Genomic DNA, 22,676 nt, shown 5'->3' on the forward strand with positions numbered 1-22,676 from the left:
GCGCCGAGGGCGCTGCACCAGGCGCCACGAACGGGTGGTGCGAGGGCTGGGGCGCGGGGGGCTGCGAGGCAGCGCCGGGGAAGGCGGTGGGCGGCAGCGGCGGCGACGAGGCGGGTCGGTCGTGGTCACCGGACGAAGCAGGCGTGTTCTCGCCCGACGGGGCGGGCACGGGAGCCGAGCCGGGGGCCGGCTGCTCGGTGTTCGGGTCGTCGGTGGCCATGAGGAGCCTTTCGCGTGCGGGGCTGCTGCGGACGAGTCGTGCGGTCGGCACGCTCAGGATGCGGGAACGGGGCCCGCGCCGGTGAGCGCGGACCCCGTCATGCTATCCACCGAGTCGATGAGGGGACTCAGGACCCCGGTCGCGGACCCAGAGGCCCGCGGACGTGTCAGTACGTCTCGTAGTCGCCGAGACCTGCCGAGGCGGCGGCCGCGAAGAAGACGACGAAGATGATCACGAGGATGATGCCCAGCGCGATCGCGGCGTAGCCGAGGATGGTGCCCCACAGCGCCATGCTGCGGCCCTCTTCGCCGGTCTTCTTGATCTGGCTCAGCGAGATGTGGCCGACGACGATGGCGCCGATGCTCGCGATGCCCGTGAAGAAGCCGGCGATGCCGAGGATCAGGGCGACGAGGGCGAGCGAGTTGCGCTGGGCCGGGGCGCCGTAGCCGCCGTTCGGCGCCGGGGGCGCCTGGTACGGGTTCTGCTGGTAGGCGTCCTGCTGGTACGGCTGGCCCTGGGGGGCCGGGTTCTGGTCGGTCATGTCCGGGGTCTCCTTGGTCGTGAGGCCCCCACCCTAGCGCGAGGGGCCGAGGACGTCACTGCAGCGCAGGGCGCCTGTGGACGACGGAGGCGCGGTGCGCGTCAGACCTGGACGACCGTCACCGGCAGCGTGGAGTCCGCCCCGAAGTCGAGCGGCGACGGCGCCCGCCCCCGGGAGACGAGCTGTGCGCCGAGGGCCGCGATCATGGCGCCGTTGTCGGTGCAGAGCGACAGGGGCGGCACGCGCAGCTCGACTCCGGCTGCCGCGCAGCGCTCCTCCGCGAGCTGCCGCACCCGGGCGTTGGCGACGACGCCCCCGCCGAGCAGGAGGCGCGGCACGCCGAGCTCCGCGCACGCGTCGAGCGCCTTCGTGAGCAGGACGTCGGCGACCGCCTCGCGGAAGCTGGCGGCCACGTCGGCGACCGGCACCTCCTGCCCCTCGTCGCGGCGGCGCTCGACCCACCGGGCGACGGCGGTCTTGAGGCCCGAGAACGAGAAGTCCCAGCGGTGGGCCGCCCTGTCCTTCGGCAGGGTGAGCCCTCGGGGGAACCGGATCGCGGCCGGGTCTCCCCCGACGGCGACGCGGTCGATGTGCGGTCCGCCGGGGTAGGGCAGGCCGAGCAGACGGGCGACCTTGTCGAAGGCCTCGCCCGCCGCGTCGTCGATCGTCTCGCCGAGCAGCTCGACGTCGTCGACGAGGTCGCGCACGTGCAGCAGCGACGTGTGGCCGCCCGAGACGAGCAGGGCGACGGTCGGCAGCTCGAGGTCGCTGCCGTCGTCGCGCAGCACGTCGGCGCCGACGTGCCCGACGAGGTGGTTCACGGCGTAGAGGGGCTTGCCCGTGGCGAGCGCGAGCGCCTTGGCCGCGCCGACCCCGACCATGAGGGCACCGGCTAGCCCGGGGCCGCTCGTGACGGCGATCGCGTCGACGTCGTCGAGCGTCAGCCCGGCCTCGGCGAGCGCCGCGCGCAGGGCGGGCTCCATCGCGTCGAGGTGGGCGCGGGCGGCGACCTCGGGCACGACGCCGCCGTAGCGGGCGTGCTCGTCCATCGACGACGAGATGACGTTGGCGAGCAGCTCGGTGCCGCGCACGATGCCGACCCCGGTCTCGTCGCAGCTGGTCTCGATGCCGAGCACGACGGGGGCGTGCGTCGGCGCCGAGGAGGTGGTCGTCTCGGTCACGGCAGCTGCTCGCTCTCGCTCGTCTCGATCGTCGGGCCCGCCGGCTCGGTCGTCGTCGCCGGCACCTGCAGCCGCATGACGACCGCGTCGACGGCGTCGGGCATGTAGTACCGGGGGCGCACGGCGATCGCCTCGAAGCCGAGCGACTCGTAGAGGCTCTGCGCCCCGGGGTTGTCGGCGCGCACCTCGAGGAACACCTCGCGGACGCCGCGACGCCGGGCCTCGGCGATCATCTGCCCCATGAGTGCCCGCCCGAGCCCCGAGCGCCGCGCCTCGGGCAGCACGGCGATGGTCTGGACGTCGGCGTCGGGAGCGCCGGGCAGCACCATGAGCCCGCTGTAACCCACGATGCGGGTGTCATCGACGTCGGGCGTGGCGACGAGGTAGAAGCCGTCGCGGGAGGCGAGCTCGTGCGCCATCCCCTCGCTCGACCAGGCGTCGTTGACGAAGACCGACGTCTCGATCGCCATGACGGCGTCGAGGTCGTCGACGGAGGCGCGTCGCAGCCGGAAGCTCACTGGCTGACCGTCTTCGGCCGGCCCGCCGGCGTGACGTCGGGCTCGCGCAGGTAGAGGGGAGCCGCGTCGGCGAACGGACGGCCGTGCTCGAAGAGCCGCTCGGCCAGCATGCCGAGCGCGCCCGCCGAGACGACAGTGTCGTCGGGATCGGTGCGGGGCCAGGCCGAGGAGGCGCCGGTCGCCTCATCGAGGAGCGCCGGCACCACGAGCGCCGGCCCCCCGACGGACACGGGGAGGCCGTCGTCGTCGAGGCCCGACCACGCCGTCCAGGCCACCTCGCGGCGGCGCGCGTCGGTCACGACGACGAGCGGGGAATCGAGGCGGCCGCCGGCGTCGGAGACCGACCTGCCGGCCGCGGCGCTGAGGCGCTCGAAGGCGACCGCGTCGTGGCTGCCGACGGCGAGGCAGGGCACCCCGGCGCCGAACGCGTAGGCCCGGGCGGCGACGATGCCGACCCGGAGACCGGTGAACGGACCGGGCCCGACGCCCGCGACGACCGCGCTGAGGTCGCGCGGGGCGACGCCGGCCTCGGTCGTGACGGCCTCGATCAGCGTGCCGATCACCTCGGCGTGCCGACGGGTGTCGGCGACGGACCGCTCGGCGAGGACCCCGCCGTCGCGGTCGACGACGGCGACGGCCGTGCCGGCGGAGGTGTCGATGGCCAGGATCACGAGGTCAATCGTAGGCGGTGCCGCCGACGCGGCCCGCGCCTCCTCGGCTCGACCGGGACGGCCGGTCAGCGGTGCTGCGAGAGGAGGGCGAGCACGTCGGCGTGGCGCCCCTCGGCCTCGGCGTCGCGGAGGAACCGGACGCGCTGCACGAGCACCTCCTCGACGTCGGGCTGCTGCTCGAGGATCTGCACGGTCTCGTCGAGGAACTCGCCGAGCGGCATGGCCGACTCGTCGTCCTGCTGGCCCATCAGCGTGGTCTGCACCGCCGGCGGCACGAGCTCGACGACCTGGAGGGGCGTGTCGGCCCACTGCACGCGGAGGCTCTGGGTGAACGAGTGCACCGCGGCCTTCGTGGCGGAGTAGGTCGGCGTCACGGGCAGGGGCACGAACGCCAGGCCCGACGACACGGTCATCAGCACGCCGTCGGGCTTGGCCGCGAGCCAGGGGCCGAACGCGGCGGCGGTGCGGATCGTGCCGAGCAGGTTCGTCGTGACGATCGACTCGGCGACGTCGAGGTGCGCCGGGTCACGGAGGTCCTCGGGGAGCATGATGCCCGCCATCGTCACGACGACGTCGAGGTCGGGGTGCTCGCGGGTGACCGCCTCGAGGGCCGAGCGGATCGACTCGGGGTCGGCGACGTCGAGCTCGACGGCGTGCACGCCGGGGTGCGTCGCGACGATCTCGTCGAGCAGCGCACGGCGGCGTCCCGCGACGATCACGGTGTCGCCGCGGGCGCTGAGGCGCTCGGCGAGGCCGAGGCCGATGCCCGACGTGGCGCCGGTGATCAGGACAGTGTTCCCGGTGGTCTTCATGGTGTCTCCTCGGTCGTGCGGCCCGTCGGTGTCGTCCGGCGGCATCGGGGCCCGGGGCCCCGCCGCAGCCCAGCCTGCGCCGCACCTCCCCGCCCGGGAAGGGAGCGCCCATCGGGGGAGCGCCGGTCCCTGGTCCGCGCCGCCGCCAGGGGCGAGGATGGGCCCATGGACCGTCCCGGGCTCGCCGAGTTCCTCCGCGCACGCCGCGAGGCGCTGCAGCCCTCCGACGTCGGCCTGCCCGCCGGCGCGCGTCGTCGCACCGCCGGCCTGCGGCGGGAGGAGATCGCCTCGGTCGTCGGCATGTCGTCCGACTACTGGGCGCGCCTCGAGCAGCGCCGGGGGCCGCAGCCCTCCGACCAGATGCTCACGGCCATCGCCCGCGGGCTGCGCCTCGACCTCGACGAGCGCGACCACCTCTTCCGCCTCGCCGGCCATGAGGCTCCCCGCCGGGCACGCCGCTCGCCGCACGTCAGCCCCGGCCTGATGCGCGTGCTCGACCGCCTCGACGACACCCCGGCCCTCGTCATCACCGAGCTCGGCGAGACCCTGGCGCAGAACCGGCTCGCCGCCGCCGTCTTCGGCGACGGGCTCGGCTGGACGGGCCTGGACCGCAGCGGCATCCACCGCTGGTTCGCCCACCCGGAGGCGCGCGGCCAGTACCCGGAGCACGACCACGAGCACCAGGGCCGGCTCCAGGTCGCGCAGCTGCGCGTCGCCGCGTCGATGCCCGACCCCGACCCGCTGGCGGCGCGCGTCGTGGCGAGCCTCCTCGCCTCGAGCGACGAGTTCCGTCGCTACTGGGACCTGCAGGAGGTGGGCAGCCGCTTCGACGAGCACAAGACCCTGCGGCACCCCGAGGTCGGCGAGATCGAGGTGCACTGCCAGGCGCTCTTCACCGAGGACCAGTCGCAGGTGCTGCTCGTGCTCACCCCCGCGCCCGGGTCGGGCGCCGCCGAGGCGCTCGGGCTGCTCGGCGTCGTGGGAGAGCAGCGCTTCAGCCGGTCGTGAGCGAGACGCCCTCCCAGCGCGGGCCGTGCGCCGTGATCGTGACGCGGCGCGGCTCGTCGGCGACGTCGTCGGGGTCGGGGTCGGGGAGGCCTCCGGGGTCGCTGCCCTCGGGGTCGCTGCCGTCGTCGCCGAGCTCGCCTCCCGCGCCGGTCGGACGCTCGATCACGACGTCGAGCCACGACTCCGCCACCCCGTCGAGCAGCCCGGCGCCCCACTCGACCACGACGACCGACCCCTCGTAGTCGAGGTCGAGGTCGTCGAGCTCGTCGGCGCCGCCCAGCCGGTACGCGTCGACGTGCACGAGCGGCACGCCCGACGCCGTCGGGTGCGTGCGCGCGAGGACGAACGTGGGGCTGGCCACCTGGCCGCGGACCTGCAGCCCGGCGCCGAGGCCGCGGGTCAGCGTGGTCTTGCCGGCGCCCAGCGGCCCCGTCAGCACCAGCAGGTCGCCGGCCCGCAGGAGCCCGGCGAGCCGGTGTCCGAGCGCCTCCGTCGCCTCGGTGTCGACGAGGTCGCCGGCGAACAGCACCCTGCCTGCAGGAGGCGGCGGCGGCACGGTCACGAGGACGCCCCGACAGCCGTCCCGTCGGGCGCGGTCCCGGTCGCACCAGAGTCGGCTCCCCCGCCGGTCCTGCCGAGGTAGTGCCGCGGCACGCGCGCGCCGATGCGGCACGAGACCTCCTCGGGGATGCTGTCGGTCAGGTCGGCCCACTCGCCGATGGTCAGCTCGCCGTCGTCGCCGGGGCCGAAGAGCAGCACCTCGTCGCCGACCTCGACCGCGTCGTCGCCGACGTCGACGAGGAACTGGTCCATGGCGACGCGGCCCACGATCGGGTAGCGACGGCCCCCGATCGTGACCGGGGCCGTCCCCTGCGCGCGACGGCTCACGCCGTCCGCGTAGCCCAAGGGAACCAGGGCCAGCGTGGTGTCGCGCTCGGCCCGCCAGGTGTAGTCGTACGAGACGCCGGTGCCGGCCGCCACGCGCTTGACGCGCACCACGCGGGCGCCGAGGGTCAGCACGGGGCGCAGCCCGCGGTCGGCGGCGGTCACGCCCTCCGTGACGGGGTTGCCGTAGCCGTTCGAGCCCATGCGGACCATGTCGAAGCGCCGCTCGGGGTGCTCCATGCCCGCCGAGCTGGACGACATGTGGCGCTTCTCGAACGTCGCGCCCAGCGCCTCCGCGTCCTCGAGCGCCCTGCGGAACACGAGGGAGGCGGCGTGGTCGTCGGCCTCGCTCGTCTCGGACACGTGCGAGAACGCGCCGCGCAGCCGCACCGTGCCCTCGTCGCGCAGCTCGACGGCGCGCGCGACGAAGGCGGGCCAGTCGGCGGGCAGGCAGCCCTCGCGGTGCAGCCCGGTGTCGATCGTGAGGTGGACGTGCGCCTCGTGACCCGGGCCCGCCGCCCGGGCGGCGGCGGCGAACGACTCGAGCTGCTCGAGGGTCGAGACCCCGAGGTCGACCCGGAGCCGCACGGCGGCGTCCCAGTCCTCGTCGGGGCCGAGCTGCCAGGCGAAGAACGACGCCTCGTCGCCGACGCCCGCACGGCGCATCTCGTACGCGGGCTGCGGCTCGACCGTGCCGAACCAGCGGATCCCGGCGGCGAGCGCCTCGGGCACGATCACGTCGGCGCCCAGCGAGTAGGCGTCGGCCTTGACGATCGCGAGCACCTCGACCGGCGCCATGCGCTCGATCAGCGAGGTCAGGTTCGCCCGGTAGGCGGCCAGGTCGATCGTCGCGCGGCGCATCCAGGCCGTCATGCGGTGCTCCTCGGGAGTCGTGCGGACAGCGAGGCGACGACGTCCCAGGTGATGCTGCCGGAGGCGCGGGCCCAGTCGTCGGCACCCTGTCGCCCGAGCGCCGGGTCGCCGAACACGACGACCTCGTCGCCGACCTCGACCGGGTCGTCGCCGACGTCGATCACGAGGGCGTTCATGGCGATGCGGCCGCGCACGCGGTAGGTCCGCTGGCCGATGGTCACCGACGCGCGGTCGCTCGCGGCGCGGTCGATCCCGTCCGAGTAGCCGACCGGGACGACGGCGATGGTGGTGTCGCGCTCGGGCCGGAACAGGTACCCGTACGAGACGCCCTCGCCGGCGGGGACGCGCTTGGTCGACGTCACGGGCGCCGTCAGCGTCAGGGCCGGCCGGAGACCCAGGTCTGCCGAGGTGCGGTCGGGGAACGGGCTCAGTCCGTAGGCCGCGAGCCCGAGACGCACCATGGTGGTGTGGGAGCCCTCGTAGTGCAGGGCCGCCGCCGACGCCGCGAGGTGCCGGAGCGGCGGCTCGACGCCCCGCTCGCCGAGGGCGGCGGAGGCACGGAGGAAGGAGGCGAGCTGCAGCCCGTCCTCCTCGGGCGACGTGTTCGAGAGGTGGCTCATCAGCCCCTCGACGGGCAGCACGTCGCGCAGCTCGGCGGCCCGGTCGAACAGGGCGGGCCACTCGGACTCGACGGCCCCGTTGCGGCTGAGCCCGGTGTCGACGCAGAGGTGCACGGCGCGGACACCCGCGGCGGCGGCCGCCTCAAGCTGCGCGAGGTCGGAGACCGCGGGCGTCACGTCGTGCCTGGCCGCCTGCTCGAACGTCTCGCCGGGCGCGTGCAACCAGGCGAGCACCGGCGTCGTGATGCCCGCGCGGCGGAGCTCGAGGGCTTCGTCGAGGTCGGCGACGCCGAGCCAGTCGACGCCGGCGGCGGCGAAGGCCCGAGCGCTCTCGACCGCGCCGTGCCCGTAGGCGTTCGCCTTGACGACCACCATGACGAGGGCGGAGCCCGCCCTCTCGCGGAGCACTCCGACGTTGTGGGCGAGGGCCGCCGTGTCGACGGTGAGCCGGACGTCCTGCGTCACGCGACCACCGCCTCCTCGTCCGACGGGCGCGCCGAGTGCGCCGGCGACTCCTGGCCGGGCTCGGGCCCCTCGGCGACGACGTACGCGACCGCGACCCCGCCGTCGTGGCTGAGCGACAGGTGGAGGCGCGTCACGCCCCGCGAGTCGGCCAGCGACCGCGCTCCCCCGGCGAGCACGAGGCTCGGCGCCCCGTCGGGGTCCGACTCGACGACGACGTCGTGCCAGCGCACCCCGGCCGAGCCGCCCAGGGCCTTGATCAGCGCCTCCTTGGCGGCGAAGCGGGCCGCCAGCGACTCGACGCGACGGGGCGAGCCGTCGCGCAGCACCAGCTCGGCCTCGCCGAACAGGCGGGAGCGCAGGGCCGGCGTGCGGTCGAGCGAGCCCTCGAAGCGGTCCAGGTCGACCACGTCGACCCCGATGCCCACGATCACGATCTGCGGGGGTGCGTCATCGGCGGCCCGCTACTCGACGGTGACCGACTTGGCGAGGTTGCGCGGCTGGTCGACGTCCAGGCCCTTGGCCGCGGCGAGCTCCATCCCGAAGATGTGCAACGGCACGACGGCGAGCAACGACTCGAAGAGCGGCGCGGCGAGCGGGATGTGCAGCACCTCGTCGGCGAAGGGCAGCACCGCGGCGTCGCCCTCCTCGGCGATCGCGATGACGCGGGCACCTCGCGCGCGGATCTCCTGGATGTTCGAGACGACCTTCGGGTGCAGCGAGCGCGGGTCGCGGGGCGACGGCACGATCACGAAGACGATCTGGCCGGGCTCGATCAGCGCGATCGGGCCGTGCTTCAGCTCGCCGGCGGCGAAGCCCTCGGCGTGGATGTACGCGAGCTCTTTGAGCTTGAGTGCGCCCTCGAGGGCGATCGGGTAGCCCACGTGGCGGCCGAGGAACAGCACCGACCGCGTGTCGGCCATCCAGCCCGCCAGGGTGCGGATGCGCTCGGACGACTCGAGCACGCGCTCGATCTTCTCCGGGATGGCCTGGAGGTCGGTGACCTGCGCGGCGATCTCGTCGGTGCTGAGCGTGCCGCGCAGCTTCGCGAGGTGCAGCCCGAGCAGGAACAGGGCGGTGCCCTGGGCGACGAACGCCTTGGTCGACGCGACGGCGACCTCGGGGCCGGCGTGCGTGTAGATGACCGCGTCGGACTCGCGCGGGATGGTCGAGCCCTGCGTGTTGCAGATCGACAGGACCTGCGCGCCCTGCTCACGGGCGTACTTGACGGCCATGAGCGTGTCCATGGTCTCGCCGGACTGGCTGATCGAGACGACCAGCGTCTTCCCGTCGAGCACGGGGTCGCGGTAGCGGAACTCGTGGGCGAGCTCGACCTCGACGGGCACGCGGGCCCACTGCTCGATGGCGTACTTGCCGAGGATGCCGGCGTAGGCGGCGGTGCCGCAGGCGATGACGATGACGCGGTCGACCGTCGCGAGGCGGTCGGCGACGCCGTCCAGCTCGCGGAGCGAGACGACGCCGCCCGACACGCGGCCGAGCAGGGTCTTCGCGACGGCCTCGGGCTCCTCGCTGATCTCCTTCGCCATGAAGCTGGACCAGCCGCCCTTGTCGGCGGCCGAGGCGTCCCAGTCGATCTCGAACTCGCTCGTCTCGACGGGGGCGCCGTCGAAGTCGACGACCTCGACCGAGTCGGGACGGATGGTGACCAGCTGGTCCTGGCCGATCGACATGGCACGACGGGTGTGCGCGACGAACGCCGCGACGTCGCTGCCGAGGAAGTTCTCGCCGTCGCCGAGCCCGATCACGAGCGGCGAGTTGCGGCGGGCGCCGACGACGACGCCGGGCTGGTCCGCGTGCACGACGAGGAGGGTGAAGGCGCCGTCGAGGGTGGCGACGACGGTGCGCAGCGCCTCGGCGAGGTCGCCGGTGGCGCGGTAGGCACGGGCCACGAGGTGCGCCGCGACCTCGGAGTCGGTCTCGCTGAGGAACTCGACGCCCTCGGCGAGCAGCTCGGCCTTGAGCTCGGAGAAGTTCTCGATGATGCCGTTGTGGATGAGGGCGAGCTTGCCGTCGTCGGCGAGGTGCGGGTGCGCGTTCTCGTCGGTCGGGCCGCCGTGGGTCGCCCAGCGGGTGTGGCCGATGCCGGTCTGGCCGTCGCGCAGGGGGTCGGCCTCGAGGTCGTCGACCAGCACCTGGAGCTTGCCGGCCTTCTTGCGGCTGTCGAGCGCGCCGTCCGCGCCGATGACCGCGACCCCGGCCGAGTCGTAGCCGCGGTACTCGAGCCGCTTCAGGCCGCCGAGCAGCACCTCGACGCTCTTCTCACCGGCTCCGGCAGAGCCCACGTATCCCACGATTCCACACATGCAGACGATCCTAGGGCGTCGGCGCCGGTCGGTCGGCGAGGCCCCCGGGCGTGGCCCGGCGGGGCCCGGGGAGACGACCGACGAGCCCTCGGGAGACGGCCCGGCCGGCCCCGCGGCACGCCCGGGTGCGCCGAGCGGCCGACCGGGTAGCCTCGGGCCCATGGCCGACGCGAGCTCCCCGACGACCCACGCGACGCCGTTCGTCGAGATCCACCGCGACGCGTGGGCCGACCTCGCCCCGGCGACGCGCCTCCCGCTGACCGAGACGGAGATCGTGCAGCTCCGCGGCCTCGGCGACCGGCTGGACATGCGCGAGGTGCAGGACGTCTACGTGCCCCTCAGCCGCCTCCTCAACCTCTACGCCGCCGGCGCGCGGAACCTGCACCGGGCCACCAGCGACTTCCTGGGCGAGCGGGCGCAGCGCACCCCGTTCGTGATCGGCGTCGCGGGCTCGGTGGCCGTCGGCAAGTCGACCGTCGCGCGCCTCCTGCGCGAGCTCCTGAGCCGGTGGGACGACACGCCCCGCGTCGAGCTCGTCACCACCGACGGGTTCCTCTACCCGAACGCCGAGCTCGAGCGCCGCGGCATCATGGACCGCAAGGGGTTCCCCGAGTCGTACGACCGCCGGCACCTGCTGCGCTTCGTCTCGCAGGTGAAGAGCGGCGCAGAAGAGGTGCGGGCGCCCTTCTACTCGCACACGAGCTACGACATCATGCCGGGGGCCGAGGTGGTCGTGCGGCGGCCCGACATCCTGATCGTCGAGGGCCTCAACGTGCTCCAGCCCCCCGTAGCGGGGCGGCTCGCGCTGAGCGACCTGTTCGACTTCACCGTCTACGTCGACGCCCGCACGAGCGACATCGAGAGCTGGTTCGTCGACCGGTTCCTCGCCCTGCAGAAGAGCGCGTTCACGCAGGAGCGCTCGTTCTTCCACCGGTTCGCCGACATGGACGAGACGGAGGCGAGGGCCTTCGCCTCGACGGTGTGGCGCTCGGTCAACGAGCCCAACCTGATCGAGAACGTCCTCCCCACGCGGTCGCGCGCCACCCTGGTGCTCCGCAAGGCGGCGGACCACAAGGTCAGCTCGGTCCTGCTCCGCAAGATCTAGGCCCGAGGAGGCGTGGGCCGGCACCCTGGCCCGCCGCGGTCGTCACACCGGCAGGAACGACACCACGGTCAGCAGCGCGACGAAGGCGACGACGGCGCCGATCGCGACCGCGTTGAGGCGCGCGTGCTCGACCATGATGGCGACGTACTCGCGGAGGAAGGCGCTCGGCACGTAGTACGCGGCCGTCGGCGACCCGACCACCTGCGCGTCGCTGCCGACCGCCCGGGCCAGCAGGGCGGCGCGGAGCACGTGGTAGTCGTTGGTGACGACCAGCGTGGCGCCCTCCCGACCCGCCGCCCGCAGCACCTCCCGGGAGAGCACGAGGTTCTCACGGGTGCTGGTGGACGCGGTCTCGGGGTGCACGTCGGCCGGGTCGGCGCCCTGCGCGAGCAGGTACTCGGCCATGGCCTCCCCCTCGGGCCGCGGCTCGTCGGCGCCCTGCCCGCCGGAGGGCACCAGGATCGGTCGGGCCGTCCCCTCGGGGACCGCGCGGTAGATCGCGAGGGCCTTGTCGAGCCTGCTGCGGAGGAGCGGCGGCACCTCTCCCCGGATCAGCCCCGAGCCGAGCACGACCAGCGCGGCGGGCCGGGCCCGGTGCCGGTAGCGGCTGTAGACGAGCGAGTAGAGCCCGAAGGCCGCGAAGGTGGCCGCGGCGTAGAGGCAGGCGAGGAAGACGAGGACCCCGAGCGACACCAGCACCGTGACGGCGCTCGACGGCAGTGCCGTCCTCGCGGGCAGGAAGACGAGCAGCACGGCGGCTGTGGGCAGGGCGACCAGTGCCACGCCGGCCAGCAGCGACAGCAGGTTGCCGAGGCTGCGCCCCTCGAGGCGCAGCATCGTGACCCCGTTGGCCACCAGGAACACGGCCAGCACGAGGATCAGGGCGCCGGCGAGCCCGAAGCCGAGGAAGACGACCAGCTGGAGCACCGCGCTGGCGGCCGCGAGCTCGAGCACCCCCGCGAGCAGCAGCGACCCGAGCGCCCCGACGAGGAAGACCCCGTTGCGCAGCCGCCGGGCGTCGCGCCGCCGGCTCACGACGTAGAGGACCGCGAAGACGGCAGCCGGCACGAGGAACGTCATGCGCCCATCGTGCCCGACGAGCGCTGCGGCGGCACGCTCGCCGCGGCGGCCGGGACGGCCGCCGGAGGGCGAGTCGCCGGAGGACGGGTCGCTACAGGGCGAGCCGCTCGCGGACGACGTCGGCGAGCGCGTGCGCGACGCGGTCGGCGGTCGCCTGGTCGGCGGCCTCGACCATGACCCGGACGACGGGCTCCGTGCCCGACGGGCGGAGCAGCACGCGGCCCGAGTCGCCGAGCTCGCGCTCGAAGGCGGCGACGGCCTCGGCGACGCCTTCGTCGCCCGCCAGGCGCTCGCGGTCGACGCCCTTCACGTTGATCAGGATCTGGGGGAACACGGTCATGACCTGCGCCAGCTCGGCGAGGGTCTTGCCGGTCTCGGCCATGCGCGCCACGAGCGACAAGCCGGTGAGGATGCCGTCGCCGGTCGTCGCGTAGTCGCTGAAGACGATGTGGCCGGACTGCTCGCCGCCGAGCGTGAAGCCGTGCTCGTTCATGTCCTCGAGCACGTAGCGGTCGCCGACGCGCGTCTGGCGGACGGTGATGCCGTGGTCGGCCATGGCCCGGATGAGGCCGAGGTTGCTCATGACCGTGGCGACGAGCGTGTCCTTCGCCAGCTTGCCGTGCTCTTTCTGGGCGACGGCGATGATCGCCATGATCTGGTCGCCGTCGACGACCGCGCCGGTGGCGTCGACCGCGAGGCAGCGGTCCGAGTCGCCGTCGTGGGCGATGCCGACGTCGGCGCCGTGCTCGAGCACGGCGGCGGCCAGGTTGTCGAGGTGGGTCGAGCCCACGCCGTCGTTGATGTTCATGCCGTCGGGGTCGGCCCCGATCAGGGTGATCCTGGCGCCGGCGTCGGTGAAGACCTCGGGCGACACGGCGGACGCGGCGCCGTGGGCGCAGTCGAGCACGACGTGGATGCCGTCGAGCCGGTTCGGCAGGGCGCCGAGGAGGTGGAGGACGTACCTGTCCTCGGCGTCGGCGAACCGCCGGATGCGACCGACGTCGCCGCCGACCGGCATCAGCTGCGGCTCGCTCATGGCGGCCTCGATGCGGTCCTCGACCTCGTCGGGCAGCTTCGTGCCGCCGAACGCGAAGAACTTGATCCCGTTGTCGGGCGCGGGGTTGTGCGAGGCGCTGATCATCACGCCGAAGTCGGCGCCGATGTCGTCGACGAGGAACGCCGCCGCGGGGGTCGGGATGACCCCGGCGTCGAGCACGTCGACGCCGGAGCTGGCCAGGCCCGCCGAGACGGCGGCGGTGATGAACTCCCCCGAGATGCGGGGGTCACGAGCGACGACGGCCACCGGCCGTCGACCCTCGGCACGACGCGCCTCCGCGTGGTGCCCCTTGGTGAGCACCACCGCGCTCGCCTGGGCGAGGCCCAGGGCGAGCGCGGCGGTCAGCTCACGGTTGGCAAGTCCCCGAACGCCGTCGGTACCGAAGAGTCGCGACATCGCGGACCTGCCCCTCGTGGTTCTTAGCGCTTCGAGAACTGCGAGGCCTTGCGGGCCTTCTTGAGACCGGCCTTCTTGCGCTCGATGACGCGGGCGTCGCGGGTGAGGAAGCCGGCCTTCTTGAGCGTGGCGCGGTTGTTCTCGCGGTCGATCTCGTTCAGCGTGCGGGCGATGGCGAGACGCAGGGCGCCCGCCTGGCCCGAGGGGCCGCCGCCGGTGACCTTGACGGTGACGTCGTAGGCGCCGAGCAGGTCGAGCACCTTGAACGGGTCGTTGATCAGCTGCTGGTGCAGCTTGTTCGGGAAGTACTCCTCGAGGGTGCGTCCGTTGACCACGAAGGTGCCGGTGCCGGGCACGAGACGCGCACGGGCGATGGCCTCCTTGCGGCGGCCGACGGCCGAGCCGGAGACGTTCAGGACGGCGCGGGGCGTCGCCTGGGCCTCGGGAGCCGAGCTCTCGGTGGTGAAGCTCTCGGGAGCCTGGTCGATGGAATCTGCGATCTGAGCCACTGTGTGGGGGTCCTTAAGTCTGAAGGCGGACGCTACTGGGCGACCTGGTCGAGGGTGTAAACCGTGGGCTGCTGAGCAGCGTGGGGGTGCTCGGCACCCGCGTACACCTTCAGCTTCTTGATCTGGGCACGGCCCAGCGAGTTCTTCGGCAGCATGCCGCGGATGGCCTTCTCGACGGCACGCGTCGGGTGCTTCTCGACCATCTCGGAGTAGGTCGTCGCCGTCAGGCCGCCCGGGTAGCCCGAGTGGCGGTAGTAGAGCTTCTCGGCCAGCTTGGAGCCGGTGAGGGCCACCTTGTCGGCGTTGATGACGATGACGAAGTCGCCCATGTCCATGTGGGGGGCGAAGGTCGCCTTGTGCTTGCCGCGCAGCAGGGCTGCCACGTGCGAGGCCAGACGGCCGAGGACGACGTCGTTCGCGTCGATGATCAGCCACTGCGGCTGGACGTCAGCCGGCTTGGGGGAGAAAGTGCGCGTCACAGTAGTGCTGCTTCCTGGTCGAGGTGAGGTGTCCGTGAATCCCGCTCCGTTGCCGTTGTCGCGACGATGTCGCGAGAACGAGTCAGGTGGAGGGCTCAACTTCGGGCGCCGCGCGCAGTTGCGCAGGCACCAAGGGTCGACGATACCCGACACGCCCGGAGGCGTCAAACGGTCGCGAGGAGACGGTCGGCCGCGCCTCGTCGGTCGTCGGTCGTCGGTCAGGAGGCGCCGAGGGCGGTGAGCGCGCCGCCGTCGAGCCGGAAGGTGGTCCACTCGTCCATCGACGAGGCGCCGAGCGACCGGTAGAAGCCGATCGAGGGCTCGTTCCAGTCGAGGACCGCCCACTCGACCCTGGCGAGCCCCCTGGCCACCGCCTCCTGCGCCAGCCTCGCCAGCAGGGCCCGGCCGTGGCCGGCGCCCCGGTGCTGCGGCGCGACGTACAGGTCTTCGAGGTGGATGCCGTGGACGCCCTCCCAGGTCGAGAAGGTGAGGAACCAGATCGCGAGGCCCGCCAGCTCGCCCGGCTCGTCGCCGTCGACCACGAAGGCGAAGACGGCGGGCGCCTCGCCGAAGAGCGCGCGGGCGAGGTCGGCCTCGGTCGTCTTCACGGCGTCCGGCTCCTTCTCGTAGACCGCCAGCTCGACGATCAGGCGCAGCAGCTCGGGGACGTCGGACGGGACTGCGGGGCGGGGAGCGCTCATCCGTCGAGGCTAGCGGCCGACCTCTTCACCTGCGTGAGCACGACGCGTGCCGCGACCTCGTCGTCGGGCGGGTAGCCGACCTCGACCATGGTGAGGCCCGTCGCCGGGACCACGCGGAACTCGCCGTTGCGCGCCGCCTCGCGGCGCACGCCGACGGCCCGGTGCTCGGGCATCGCGCCCTCCCCCACCGCGACGCAGGCGCCGACGAGGTTGCGCACGAGGTTGTGGCAGAAGGCGTCGGCCTGCACGGTCGCGACGAGCACGCCGTCGGCGTCGCGCCTCCAGGCGAAGTGCTGGAGCTCGCGGATGGTGGTCGCGTAGTCGCGGTGGCGGCAGTAGGCGGCCCAGTCGTGCAGTCCGACCAGCCCCGCCGCCGTCGCGCTCATCAGGTCGAGGTCGAGCAGGTGGTCGTACCAGAGCGTGTGGCTGCGCCGCGTCGGGTCGCGCTCGGCCCCGCGGTCGGCGATGCGGTACTCGTAGCGCCGCCAGAGCGCGCCGAAGCGCGCGTGGAACCCGGGAGGCGCCAGTCGCGCCCCCGAGACGACGATCTCGTCCGAGGAGCCGGCCAGCCCGTTCAGGCGCCGGGCCAGGACGGTCGGCGCGTCGAGCGGCGAGCGGTCGACCATGCCGCGGTGCGGCCGCTGCAGCTGGGCGATCTGCTCGTCCGTCAGGTCGAGGTGCACCACCTGCCCGCGCGCGTGCACGCCCGCGTCGGTGCGGCCGGCGACCGTGACGGTCGGGACGTGCTCGTGACGGCCGAACAGCGTGCGGAGCGCCGCCTCCATCTCGCCCTGCACCGTGCGCCGGCCGGGCTGCTCGCTCCAGCCCGAGAACGCGGTGCCGTCGTAGGCCACGGTCAGCCGCACCCGGGTCAGGCCCGCCTGCACGAAGGCCGGGTCGTCGAGGGCCGGGGCGTTCGTCACGGGGTCGATCCTACGGGGACCGGGGCGCGCCTCCTCGTCGCCCTCCCCCGCACACCACGACGGCCGCGGCACGGTCTCCCGTGTCGCGGCCGTCGATCGGCGAGGGGCGTCAGGCCCCCGAGGAGGCGCGGCGCCGGCGGACGAGGAGGGCCCCGCCCGCGGTCAGCAGCCCGAGCGCCAGCGCTACCCACGCCGCGACGGAGTCCGAGCCGGTGAAGGCGAGGCCGTCGGCGGTCGTCGAGCCCTGGCCCGCCGGGACGGCGCCGCCGGGGGCTGCGGGCGCCGCCGGGTCGGCCGGCTGGCCAGGCTGGGTCGGCGCACCGGGGTCGACCGGCTGCGTCGGGTCGGTCGGCTCGATCACGTCGGCGAGCAGGTCGAGGCCCACGACGACGGGGTCGTGGTCGCTCGCCCGGAACTGGTCCGGCTGCCAGAGCTGCACCGCGTTGTAGTTGAAGCGGCTGTACTCGAGGCCGACGGACTCGCCCGAGTTGATGTTCCAGATGTCGACGCCCGTCACCGTCTCCAGCGCGGCGGGCGAGGCGAGCACGTGGTCGAGCGAGCCGCTGAGGCCGCTGAACACGTAGCTGTACTCGTCCGTCTCGGTCGAGCCGAGGTCGGTGTAGCCCGCGTCGCGGAGCACCTGGATCGGGTCCTCCTCGCTGTAGGCGTTGAAGTCGCCCAGCAGGAACACCTTGTCGGTCCCCGCCGCCGCCTCCTGCTCGGCCGCGAAGGCGGCCAGCGCCGTCGCCTGGTTCACGCGCGAGGCGTTCGAGCCGCCCTGCCCGTCGCCGAGGTCGGCGTCCGGGCCGCTGCCGCTCCCCTTCGACTTGAAGTGGTTCGCGATCGCGAGGAAGGTCGAGTCGGCGTCGCCGCCGACCGGGCGGAACGCCTGCGACAGGGGCTGCCGGGCGTTGCTGAACGCCGCGGAGCCCAACAGGATGGTCGACTGGCCGACGGGCTCGACGACGGCCTTCTTGTAGATGAAGGCGAGCCGGATCACGTCGGGGTTGGCCGGCTGGATCGCAGGCGAGCGCGGGTAGTCCCAGACTGCTCCGCCGGCAGCGTCGTTCAGGGCTGCCACCAGGATGCGGAGGGCCTCGTCACGGTCCTTCCCGAAGCGGGCCGAGTTCTCGATCTCCTCGAGCGAGACGACGTCGGCGCCCAGGGCGTTGATCGCCGTGACGATCTTGACCTGCTGACGGGCGAGGCTCTCGGCGTTCGCGGCGCCGCGGGCGTCGCAGCCGCCGTCGACGGTGAGGGGCGCGCCCGCTCGGTCGCGGTAGAACGTGCAGGTCGGGATGGAATCGCCCGTCGTCGTGAAGTAGTTCAGCACGTTGAAGCTCGCGAGCGAGACGTCGCCCCCGACGTCGCGCGGCCGATCGGTGCGCACGTTCTCGAAGGTCACGGGGAGGTCCGCGTACACGGTGTCGCCGGTGATCCGCGCGGTCGGCTGGTACTTCCACGCCGAGTTGCGGAAGTCGAGCACGACGGGGTCGGTGAACGCGACGGACGCGCCCACGCTGACGGGGTGCACGTTCGACAGCCACGGCACGGGGATCGACTGGTTCGCCGGCGTGAGGAAGTTCGTCGTGGCTCCGTCGTCGAGCGTGACGGCGCGGGCCGCGTTGTCGGCCGCGACCGCAGCCGCCTCGGCGCTCCGCGGGGCGGCGACCTCGGTCGGCTGGATCAGGGGACGATCGCCGACGGCCAGCTTCACCTCGCCGTACTGGTTCGTCGTGTACGTGTCGGCCACGGTGAACTCGCCCTGGGGCAGCACGAGCATGCTCTCGAGCGACTCGCGCTGCGCGTCGCTCGCCGGGAACCCGACGTTCGCCGGCAGCGGAGCGACGACGGGCTCATCGAGCGCCGTCAGCGACGAGGCGCCGGTGACGGTGATCTGCGTCAGCCCGAAGTACTCGGAGACGGCGCCGACGACCTCGACGTGGTCGCCCAGCTCGACCGAGCCGACGGTGGACGCCGAGTAGACGAAGACCGCGTCGGACGCGACGTGCGCGCCGAGGTCGAGCGCGCCGCCGGTGCCCGGCGTCTGGATGACGTAGCCGTTCAGCCCGCCGGTCGGGTACGCCGCGGTGACGACCCCGGTCGTGGTGACGGTGCGGCCGGCCCACGGGCTGACGTCGGTCGTGCCCTGCAGCTCGGCGATCGTGACGTCCGCCTCGCTGACCGGGTCGGGGACGGGCACCGGGTCGGTGGGCGTCGTGCCGCCTCCCCCGGAGTTCTGCGGCGTGACCTGCGACTGCTGTGTGAAGTCGGCCGAGTTGACGTCGGTGTCGGCGCCGTCGGCGCGCACGTAGGAGGTGGGGGTGCCGTTGGCCGAGCCGAGCTCGGCCGCGCTCGTCTCGAACACCGAGGCGACGCCCCAGCCGAGGGCGTCCACGACGCCCGGCGTGGCGGACGACACCGAGCCGGCAGGGAGCGTCAGCGGCGTGGCCGCGTCGGAGAGGACGAGGACCCCGCTCGCGCCGGCCGGGTTGAGGGTCGTCACCGCATCGGGCGTCGGGAGCGCTGCACCGGTGGACCCGTTCGAGGACATCTGCACGAGGTAGTGGCCGCCGGGAGCGATCACGCCCGAGAGCCCGGCTGCCGTGAAGGGACCGGCGCCGGCCGCGGAGCGGTACTGGAGCGACCAGCCCGCCAGCGACACGGAAGAGGTGGTCGGGTTGTAGAGCTCGGCGAACTTGTTCGTGAACGGGGCGTTCGCGCTGCCGCCCTTGGCGTACACCTCCGCGATGACGACGCCGGCGTCGCCGGGAGCCGCGGAGGCGACGGCGGGGACGAGAGGACCGAGCAGGACGGCGAGACCGGCCACCAGGGCGACCGCCCTCGGGGTGGTGTGTCGGGGTCGGGGTGACATGAGTTCCTTCGGCAGGGAGAACGGGACCCTGCGACCCTAGGCGCGCCGCTGGCCCGGCTGGTTTCCGTCACGTGTCGCCTAGGTGAACGACACCTGTTCGGGGGACGCCGACTGTCGGCACGACGCCCCACCGGCGGAGCGGCCCCGGCCGGAGAACGACAGAGGGCCCGTCACCTCGCGGTGACGGGCCCTCTGACGTGGTGCGTCCGACTACTTGTCGTCCGACTTCGCGGCGGCGTCGGTCTCGACCTCGTCGGCGGCAGCCGTCTCGGTCTCGGCCTCGACGGGCTCGCTCTGCTCGACCGTCTCGGTCTCGTCGACGGGGGCCTCGGCGGGCTCCTCGACGGGCGCGGCAGCCGGGGCGGCCTTCGAGCTCGACGACGACTTGACCTTGGGGGTGACGGGCTCGAGCACGAGCTCGATCGACACCATCGAGGCGTTGTCGCCCTTGCGGAAGCCGAGCTTCGTGATGCGGGTGTAGCCGCCCTCACGGTTCTCGACGAGCGGCGCGATCTCGGTGAAGAGGATGTGCGCGGCGTCCTTGTTGTTGCGCAGCGTCTGCATCGCGCGACGACGCGACGCGAGGTCGCCCCGCTTCGCGAAGGTGACGAGGCGCTCGGCGACGGGACGGAGGCGCTTGGCCTTCGTCTCGGTCGTCTTGATGCTCTTGTGCTCGAAGAGCGATGCGGCGAGGTTCGCGAGCATCAGACGCTCGTGAGCCGGGCCGCCTCCGAGGCGGGGACCCTTGGTGGGCTTGGGCATGATCGTTGGTTCCTAGCTGTCGAAGATGGAGGGCGTCGGGAGACGAGACCTAGTTGGTCTCTTCCTCGTCGTAGCCGCTGTAGAAGTGGGCTCCGTCGAACCCGGGGACCGTGTCCTTGAGCGAGAGACCCAGCTCGACGAGCTTGTCCTTCACCTCGTCGACCGACTTCTGACCGAAGTTGCGGATGTTCATGAGCTGCGTCTCCGAGAGGGCGACGAGCTCGGACACCGTGTTGATGCCCTCGCGCTTCAGGCAGTTGTAGCTGCGCACCGACAGGTCGAGGTCCTCGATCGGCGTCTGCAGCTCGCTGGAGAGGACGGCGTCGACCGGCGCGGGGCCGATCTCGATGCCCTCGGCGGCGGTGTTGAGCTCGCGCGCCAGGCCGAACAGCTCGGTCAGCGTGCGACCGGCCGACGCGATGGCGTCGCGCGGCGTGATCGCCGGCTTCGTCTCGACGTCGACGACCAGGCGGTCGAAGTCGGTGCGCTCACCGGCACGAGTCGCCTCGACGCGGTAGGTGACCTTGAGCACGGGCGAGTAGATCGAGTCGATCGGGATCTGCCCGGCCTCGCTGAACTCGGCGCGGTTCTGCACGGCCGAGACGTAGCCGCGGCCACGCTCGATCGTCAGCTCGAGCTCGAACTTCGCCTTGTCGTTGAGCGTGGCGATGACGAGCTCGGGGTTGTGGATCTCGACGCCGGCCGGCGCCGAGATGTCGGCGGCCGTGACCTGGCCGGCACCCTGCTTGCGCAGGTAGGCCGTGATGGGCTCGTCGTGCTCGCTCGAGACGACGAGCTGCTTGATGTTGAGGATGACCTCGGTCACGTCCTCCTTCACGCCGGGGACGGTCGTGAACTCGTGCAGCACGCCGTCGATCCGGATGCTGGTGACGGCCGCGCCGGGGATCGACGACAGGAGCGTGCGACGCAGCGAGTTGCCGAGGGTGTAGCCGAAGCCGGGCTCGAGGGGCTCGATCGCGAAACGCGAACGGAACTCCGAGATGTTCTCCTCGGTGAGGGTGGGGCGCTGTGCAATGAGCACTGTGGGTTCCTTTCGGCGGAGAGTCCGCTATATGACTCTCGGCGGTACGACAGGGTGGCTGGCCCGTCGGTCTCTTGAGTTGTGGGCGCCCCGTGCGAGGGACGCAGGAGGCGGTGGTGACGCGGTCGAGCCCGCCGCGCCTCCTCTGCCCACGAGGGGAGGAGGAGGCACGACGGGCGGCAACTCAGTTAGACGCGACGACGCTTCGGCGGGCGGCAGCCGTTGTGCGCCTGCGGGGTGACGTCGTTGATCGAGCCGACCTCGAGGCCAGCGGCCTGGAGGGAGCGGATCGCGGTCTCGCGACCCGAGCCCGGGCCCTTGACGAAGACGTCGACCTTCTTGACGCCGTGCTCCTGCGCCTGACGCGCAGCCGACTCGGCCGCGAGCTGCGCGGCGAACGGGGTCGACTTGCGCGAGCCCTTGAAGCCGACGGCGCCGGACGAAGCCCAGCTCAGCACGGCACCCGAGGGATCGGTGATCGACACGATGGTGTTGTTGAACGTGCTCTTGATGTGGGCCTGGCCCACGGCGACGTTCTTCTTCTCTTTGCGGCGGGGCTTGCGCGCGGCCGACTTCGGTGCTGCCATTTTGATCTCCTACGAACCTAGAGGCGTACGGCGGGAGCCGGGGCCTAGCGAGCCTTCTTCTTGCCGGCGACGGTGCGCTTCGGGCCCTTGCGGGTACGCGCGTTCGTCTTGGTGCGCTGGCCGCGCACAGGCAGGCCGCGGCGGTGGCGGATGCCCTCGTAGCTGCCGATCTCGACCTTGCGGCGGATGTCGGCGGCGACCTCGCGGCGGAGGTCGCCCTCGACCTTGAAGTTGCCCTCGATGTGGTCGCGGAGCAGGACGAGCTGGTCGTCCGTGAGGTCCTTGACGCGGATGTTGCCGTCGATCTCGGTCTCGGCGAGAGTCTTGAGCGCGCGGGTGCGGCCGACTCCGTAGATGTAGGTCAGTGCGACTTCGACGCGCTTGTCGCGCGGGATGTCAACGCCTGCTAGACGTGCCATGGTGGCTTCTCCTCAGAGAGTGGTGGAGGTGTGACGCAGCACCGGTGCCCGGGCCTCCGCCCGGGGTGTCCCCCGCCGGCCGCCGCCCTGGGCGACGTGATCGACGAGTTCTGGTGCTGCTCGTGGGGTGGTGCTGTGGGGCTCGAGAGCCCCGGCTGCTGCAGACCGCTGTCGCGGTCGGAGCGTCGCCGCCTACTAGCCCTGACGCTGCTTGTGACGCGGGTTGCTCTTGCAGATGACCATGACGTTGCCCTTGCGGCGGATCACCTTGCAGTGCTCGCAGATGGGCTTGACGCTGGGGTTGACCTTCATCGTTGTTTCCTTGATCTCGCTGGCTTCGTGCCCCGCGGGTGCGCGGGGCCGTTCCTTTCCAGCACGCCCTACTTGTAGCGGTAGACGATCCGGCCGCGGGTCAGGTCGTAGGGGCTCAGCTCGACGATCACACGGTCTTCGGGGAGGATGCGGATGTAGTGCTGACGCATCTTTCCCGAGATGTGGGCGAGAACCTTGTGACCGTTGGTCAGCTCGACGCGGAACATCGCGTTGGGCAGAGCTTCGATCACAGCTCCTTCGATTTCGATGACACCGTCTTTTTTGGCCATGGACTCACAGTCGCTCAGAGTTGG

Annotated in this window: 25 protein-coding genes and 1 pseudogene; 2 read left to right on the forward strand and 24 right to left on the reverse strand. The window is 72.7% G+C overall.

The genetic code is table 11. From position 1 onward, the window contains the following. The 6 genes and pseudogenes from ITJ48_RS16270 to ITJ48_RS12655 all read right to left on the reverse strand — a co-directional run. A pseudogene (locus ITJ48_RS16270) lies at positions 1–220 on the reverse strand (hypothetical protein); the annotation flags it as partial. A 166-nt stretch (positions 221–386) separates the two neighbouring features. Beyond that, positions 387–761, reverse strand: a complete 375-nt coding sequence (locus ITJ48_RS12635; RefSeq protein WP_192040746.1) for a DUF4190 domain-containing protein — start codon at positions 759–761, stop codon at positions 387–389. Positions 762–862: 101 nt separating this feature from the next. Next, a complete protein-coding gene (gene tsaD, locus ITJ48_RS12640; RefSeq protein ID WP_370544913.1) occupies positions 863–1,942 on the reverse strand; it encodes a tRNA (adenosine(37)-N6)-threonylcarbamoyltransferase complex transferase subunit TsaD in 1,080 nt (359 codons plus the stop codon). Continuing rightward, positions 1,939–2,460 (reverse strand): ribosomal protein S18-alanine N-acetyltransferase, encoded by a 522-nt coding sequence (rimI, locus tag ITJ48_RS12645; RefSeq protein WP_370544914.1) that lies wholly within the window; start codon positions 2,458–2,460, stop codon positions 1,939–1,941. Before rimI ends, tsaD begins: the two co-directional genes overlap by 4 nt. After that, complete coding sequence (tsaB, locus tag ITJ48_RS12650) at positions 2,457–3,131, reverse strand: tRNA (adenosine(37)-N6)-threonylcarbamoyltransferase complex dimerization subunit type 1 TsaB (RefSeq protein ID WP_194613935.1); 675 nt, start codon at positions 3,129–3,131, stop codon at positions 2,457–2,459. Before tsaB ends, rimI begins: the two co-directional genes overlap by 4 nt. Before the next feature lie 65 nt (positions 3,132–3,196). Next, complete coding sequence (locus tag ITJ48_RS12655) at positions 3,197–3,943, reverse strand: SDR family oxidoreductase (RefSeq protein WP_194613936.1); 747 nt, start codon at positions 3,941–3,943, stop codon at positions 3,197–3,199. Positions 3,944–4,108: 165 nt separating this feature from the next. Between ITJ48_RS12655 and ITJ48_RS12660 the strand changes: the two genes are divergently transcribed. Further along, positions 4,109–4,951 (forward strand): helix-turn-helix transcriptional regulator, encoded by an 843-nt coding sequence (locus tag ITJ48_RS12660; RefSeq protein ID WP_194613937.1) that lies wholly within the window; start codon positions 4,109–4,111, stop codon positions 4,949–4,951. On the opposite strand, the gene tsaE is transcribed toward ITJ48_RS12660, so the two are convergent. From tsaE to glmS, 5 genes are read right to left on the reverse strand one after another with little or no spacing between them, the layout of a single operon-like run. Then, positions 4,938–5,480 carry a tRNA (adenosine(37)-N6)-threonylcarbamoyltransferase complex ATPase subunit type 1 TsaE gene (gene tsaE, locus ITJ48_RS12665; RefSeq protein ID WP_194614471.1) on the reverse strand — a complete coding sequence of 181 codons (543 nt, stop codon included), beginning with the start codon at positions 5,478–5,480 and terminating at the stop codon, positions 4,938–4,940. The two genes, ITJ48_RS12660 and tsaE, sit on opposite strands and share 14 nt — an antisense overlap. 29 nt (positions 5,481–5,509) lie before the next feature. Further along, positions 5,510–6,709, reverse strand: a complete 1,200-nt coding sequence (gene alr, locus ITJ48_RS12670; protein ID WP_194613938.1) for an alanine racemase — start codon at positions 6,707–6,709, stop codon at positions 5,510–5,512. After that, positions 6,706–7,794 carry an alanine racemase gene (gene alr, locus ITJ48_RS12675; RefSeq protein WP_194613939.1) on the reverse strand — a complete coding sequence of 363 codons (1,089 nt, stop codon included), beginning with the start codon at positions 7,792–7,794 and terminating at the stop codon, positions 6,706–6,708. Before alr (ITJ48_RS12675) ends, alr (ITJ48_RS12670) begins: the two co-directional genes overlap by 4 nt. Then, the gene (locus ITJ48_RS12680) at positions 7,791–8,225 is read right to left on the reverse strand and encodes a holo-ACP synthase (RefSeq protein ID WP_194613940.1); all 435 of its coding nucleotides are present in this window, start codon (positions 8,223–8,225) and stop codon (positions 7,791–7,793) included. Before ITJ48_RS12680 ends, alr (ITJ48_RS12675) begins: the two co-directional genes overlap by 4 nt. Before the next feature lie 30 nt (positions 8,226–8,255). Continuing rightward, on the reverse strand, positions 8,256–10,115 hold the full coding sequence (glmS, locus tag ITJ48_RS12685) for a glutamine--fructose-6-phosphate transaminase (isomerizing) (protein WP_194613941.1): 1,860 nt from the start codon (positions 10,113–10,115) through the stop codon (positions 8,256–8,258). Positions 10,116–10,275: 160 nt separating this feature from the next. On the opposite strand from glmS, the gene coaA reads away from it, so the two are divergent. After that, positions 10,276–11,220 (forward strand): type I pantothenate kinase, encoded by a 945-nt coding sequence (gene coaA, locus ITJ48_RS12690; protein ID WP_194613942.1) that lies wholly within the window; start codon positions 10,276–10,278, stop codon positions 11,218–11,220. 42 nt (positions 11,221–11,262) lie between these two features. Here coaA and ITJ48_RS12695 read toward each other — a convergent pair whose 3' ends face one another. The 13 genes from ITJ48_RS12695 to infA all read right to left on the reverse strand — a co-directional run bounded on the left by ITJ48_RS12695 (position 11,263) and on the right by infA (position 22,652). After that, entirely contained in the window at positions 11,263–12,300 is a 1,038-nt protein-coding gene (locus ITJ48_RS12695; RefSeq protein ID WP_194613943.1) for a YdcF family protein, read from the reverse strand. Positions 12,301–12,391: 91 nt separating this feature from the next. After that, positions 12,392–13,753 carry a phosphoglucosamine mutase gene (gene glmM, locus ITJ48_RS12700; protein ID WP_194613944.1) on the reverse strand — a complete coding sequence of 454 codons (1,362 nt, stop codon included), beginning with the start codon at positions 13,751–13,753 and terminating at the stop codon, positions 12,392–12,394. A gap of 23 nt (positions 13,754–13,776) precedes the next feature. Then, complete coding sequence (gene rpsI, locus ITJ48_RS12705) at positions 13,777–14,262, reverse strand: 30S ribosomal protein S9 (protein ID WP_123547710.1); 486 nt, start codon at positions 14,260–14,262, stop codon at positions 13,777–13,779. Positions 14,263–14,294: 32 nt separating this feature from the next. Beyond that, positions 14,295–14,741: a 50S ribosomal protein L13 gene (gene rplM, locus ITJ48_RS12710; protein ID WP_146902850.1), complete on the reverse strand. Its 447-nt coding sequence runs from the start codon at positions 14,739–14,741 to the stop codon at positions 14,295–14,297. Positions 14,742–14,959: 218 nt separating this feature from the next. Beyond that, positions 14,960–15,442, reverse strand: a complete 483-nt coding sequence (locus tag ITJ48_RS12715; RefSeq protein ID WP_194613945.1) for a GNAT family N-acetyltransferase — start codon at positions 15,440–15,442, stop codon at positions 14,960–14,962. Further along, positions 15,439–16,365, reverse strand: a complete 927-nt coding sequence (locus ITJ48_RS12720) for a tRNA pseudouridine(38-40) synthase TruA (protein WP_370544915.1) — start codon at positions 16,363–16,365, stop codon at positions 15,439–15,441. The genes ITJ48_RS12715 and ITJ48_RS12720 overlap by 4 nt, the downstream gene beginning before the upstream one ends. A 109-nt stretch (positions 16,366–16,474) precedes the next feature. Next, positions 16,475–19,240: an ExeM/NucH family extracellular endonuclease gene (locus ITJ48_RS12725; RefSeq protein ID WP_228506893.1), complete on the reverse strand. Its 2,766-nt coding sequence runs from the start codon at positions 19,238–19,240 to the stop codon at positions 16,475–16,477. Positions 19,241–19,450: 210 nt separating this feature from the next. Further along, positions 19,451–20,002, reverse strand: a complete 552-nt coding sequence (gene rplQ / locus ITJ48_RS12730) for a 50S ribosomal protein L17 (protein ID WP_194613946.1) — start codon at positions 20,000–20,002, stop codon at positions 19,451–19,453. Positions 20,003–20,051: 49 nt separating this feature from the next. Beyond that, positions 20,052–21,044 carry a DNA-directed RNA polymerase subunit alpha gene (locus ITJ48_RS12735; protein WP_123547705.1) on the reverse strand — a complete coding sequence of 331 codons (993 nt, stop codon included), beginning with the start codon at positions 21,042–21,044 and terminating at the stop codon, positions 20,052–20,054. A 188-nt stretch (positions 21,045–21,232) separates the two neighbouring features. Then, the gene (gene rpsK / locus ITJ48_RS12740) at positions 21,233–21,631 is read right to left on the reverse strand and encodes a 30S ribosomal protein S11 (RefSeq protein ID WP_055799944.1); all 399 of its coding nucleotides are present in this window, start codon (positions 21,629–21,631) and stop codon (positions 21,233–21,235) included. A 44-nt stretch (positions 21,632–21,675) separates the two neighbouring features. Beyond that, a complete protein-coding gene (gene rpsM, locus ITJ48_RS12745; protein ID WP_056057338.1) occupies positions 21,676–22,050 on the reverse strand; it encodes a 30S ribosomal protein S13 in 375 nt (124 codons plus the stop codon). 195 nt (positions 22,051–22,245) lie between these two features. Next, positions 22,246–22,362 carry a 50S ribosomal protein L36 gene (gene rpmJ / locus ITJ48_RS12750; RefSeq protein WP_043593327.1) on the reverse strand — a complete coding sequence of 39 codons (117 nt, stop codon included), beginning with the start codon at positions 22,360–22,362 and terminating at the stop codon, positions 22,246–22,248. Between the two features lie 68 nt (positions 22,363–22,430). Continuing rightward, on the reverse strand, positions 22,431–22,652 hold the full coding sequence (gene infA, locus ITJ48_RS12755) for a translation initiation factor IF-1 (RefSeq protein WP_055857193.1): 222 nt from the start codon (positions 22,650–22,652) through the stop codon (positions 22,431–22,433). Between the last annotated feature and the right edge of the window lie 24 nt (positions 22,653–22,676).

It is taken from the genome of Frigoribacterium sp. VKM Ac-2530 (assembly GCF_015350835.1).
Lineage (GTDB): Bacteria > Actinomycetota > Actinomycetes > Actinomycetales > Microbacteriaceae > Frigoribacterium.

What these genes read in the sequence shown, in the direction of transcription:
- ITJ48_RS12635 (WP_192040746.1), bottom strand. Translation starts at nt 761, where the DNA reads ATGACCGACCAGAACCCGGCCCCCCAGGGCCAGCCGTACCAGCAGGAC.
- ITJ48_RS12655 (WP_194613936.1), bottom strand. Translation starts at nt 3,943, where the DNA reads ATGAAGACCACCGGGAACACTGTCCTGATCACCGGCGCCACGTCGGGC.
- ITJ48_RS12660 (WP_194613937.1), top strand. Translation starts at nt 4,109, where the DNA reads ATGGACCGTCCCGGGCTCGCCGAGTTCCTCCGCGCACGCCGCGAGGCG.
- alr (WP_194613938.1), bottom strand. Translation starts at nt 6,709, where the DNA reads ATGACGGCCTGGATGCGCCGCGCGACGATCGACCTGGCCGCCTACCGG.
- glmS (WP_194613941.1), bottom strand. Translation starts at nt 10,115, where the DNA reads ATGTGTGGAATCGTGGGATACGTGGGCTCTGCCGGAGCCGGTGAGAAG.
- coaA (WP_194613942.1), top strand. Translation starts at nt 10,276, where the DNA reads ATGGCCGACGCGAGCTCCCCGACGACCCACGCGACGCCGTTCGTCGAG.
- ITJ48_RS12695 (WP_194613943.1), bottom strand. Translation starts at nt 12,300, where the DNA reads ATGACGTTCCTCGTGCCGGCTGCCGTCTTCGCGGTCCTCTACGTCGTG.
- glmM (WP_194613944.1), bottom strand. Translation starts at nt 13,753, where the DNA reads ATGTCGCGACTCTTCGGTACCGACGGCGTTCGGGGACTTGCCAACCGT.
- ITJ48_RS12715 (WP_194613945.1), bottom strand. Translation starts at nt 15,442, where the DNA reads ATGAGCGCTCCCCGCCCCGCAGTCCCGTCCGACGTCCCCGAGCTGCTG.
- ITJ48_RS12725 (WP_228506893.1), bottom strand. Translation starts at nt 19,240, where the DNA reads ATGTCACCCCGACCCCGACACACCACCCCGAGGGCGGTCGCCCTGGTG.
- rplQ (WP_194613946.1), bottom strand. Translation starts at nt 20,002, where the DNA reads ATGCCCAAGCCCACCAAGGGTCCCCGCCTCGGAGGCGGCCCGGCTCAC.
- rpsK (WP_055799944.1), bottom strand. Translation starts at nt 21,631, where the DNA reads ATGGCAGCACCGAAGTCGGCCGCGCGCAAGCCCCGCCGCAAAGAGAAG.
- rpsM (WP_056057338.1), bottom strand. Translation starts at nt 22,050, where the DNA reads ATGGCACGTCTAGCAGGCGTTGACATCCCGCGCGACAAGCGCGTCGAA.
- rpmJ (WP_043593327.1), bottom strand. Translation starts at nt 22,362, where the DNA reads ATGAAGGTCAACCCCAGCGTCAAGCCCATCTGCGAGCACTGCAAGGTG.
- infA (WP_055857193.1), bottom strand. Translation starts at nt 22,652, where the DNA reads ATGGCCAAAAAAGACGGTGTCATCGAAATCGAAGGAGCTGTGATCGAA.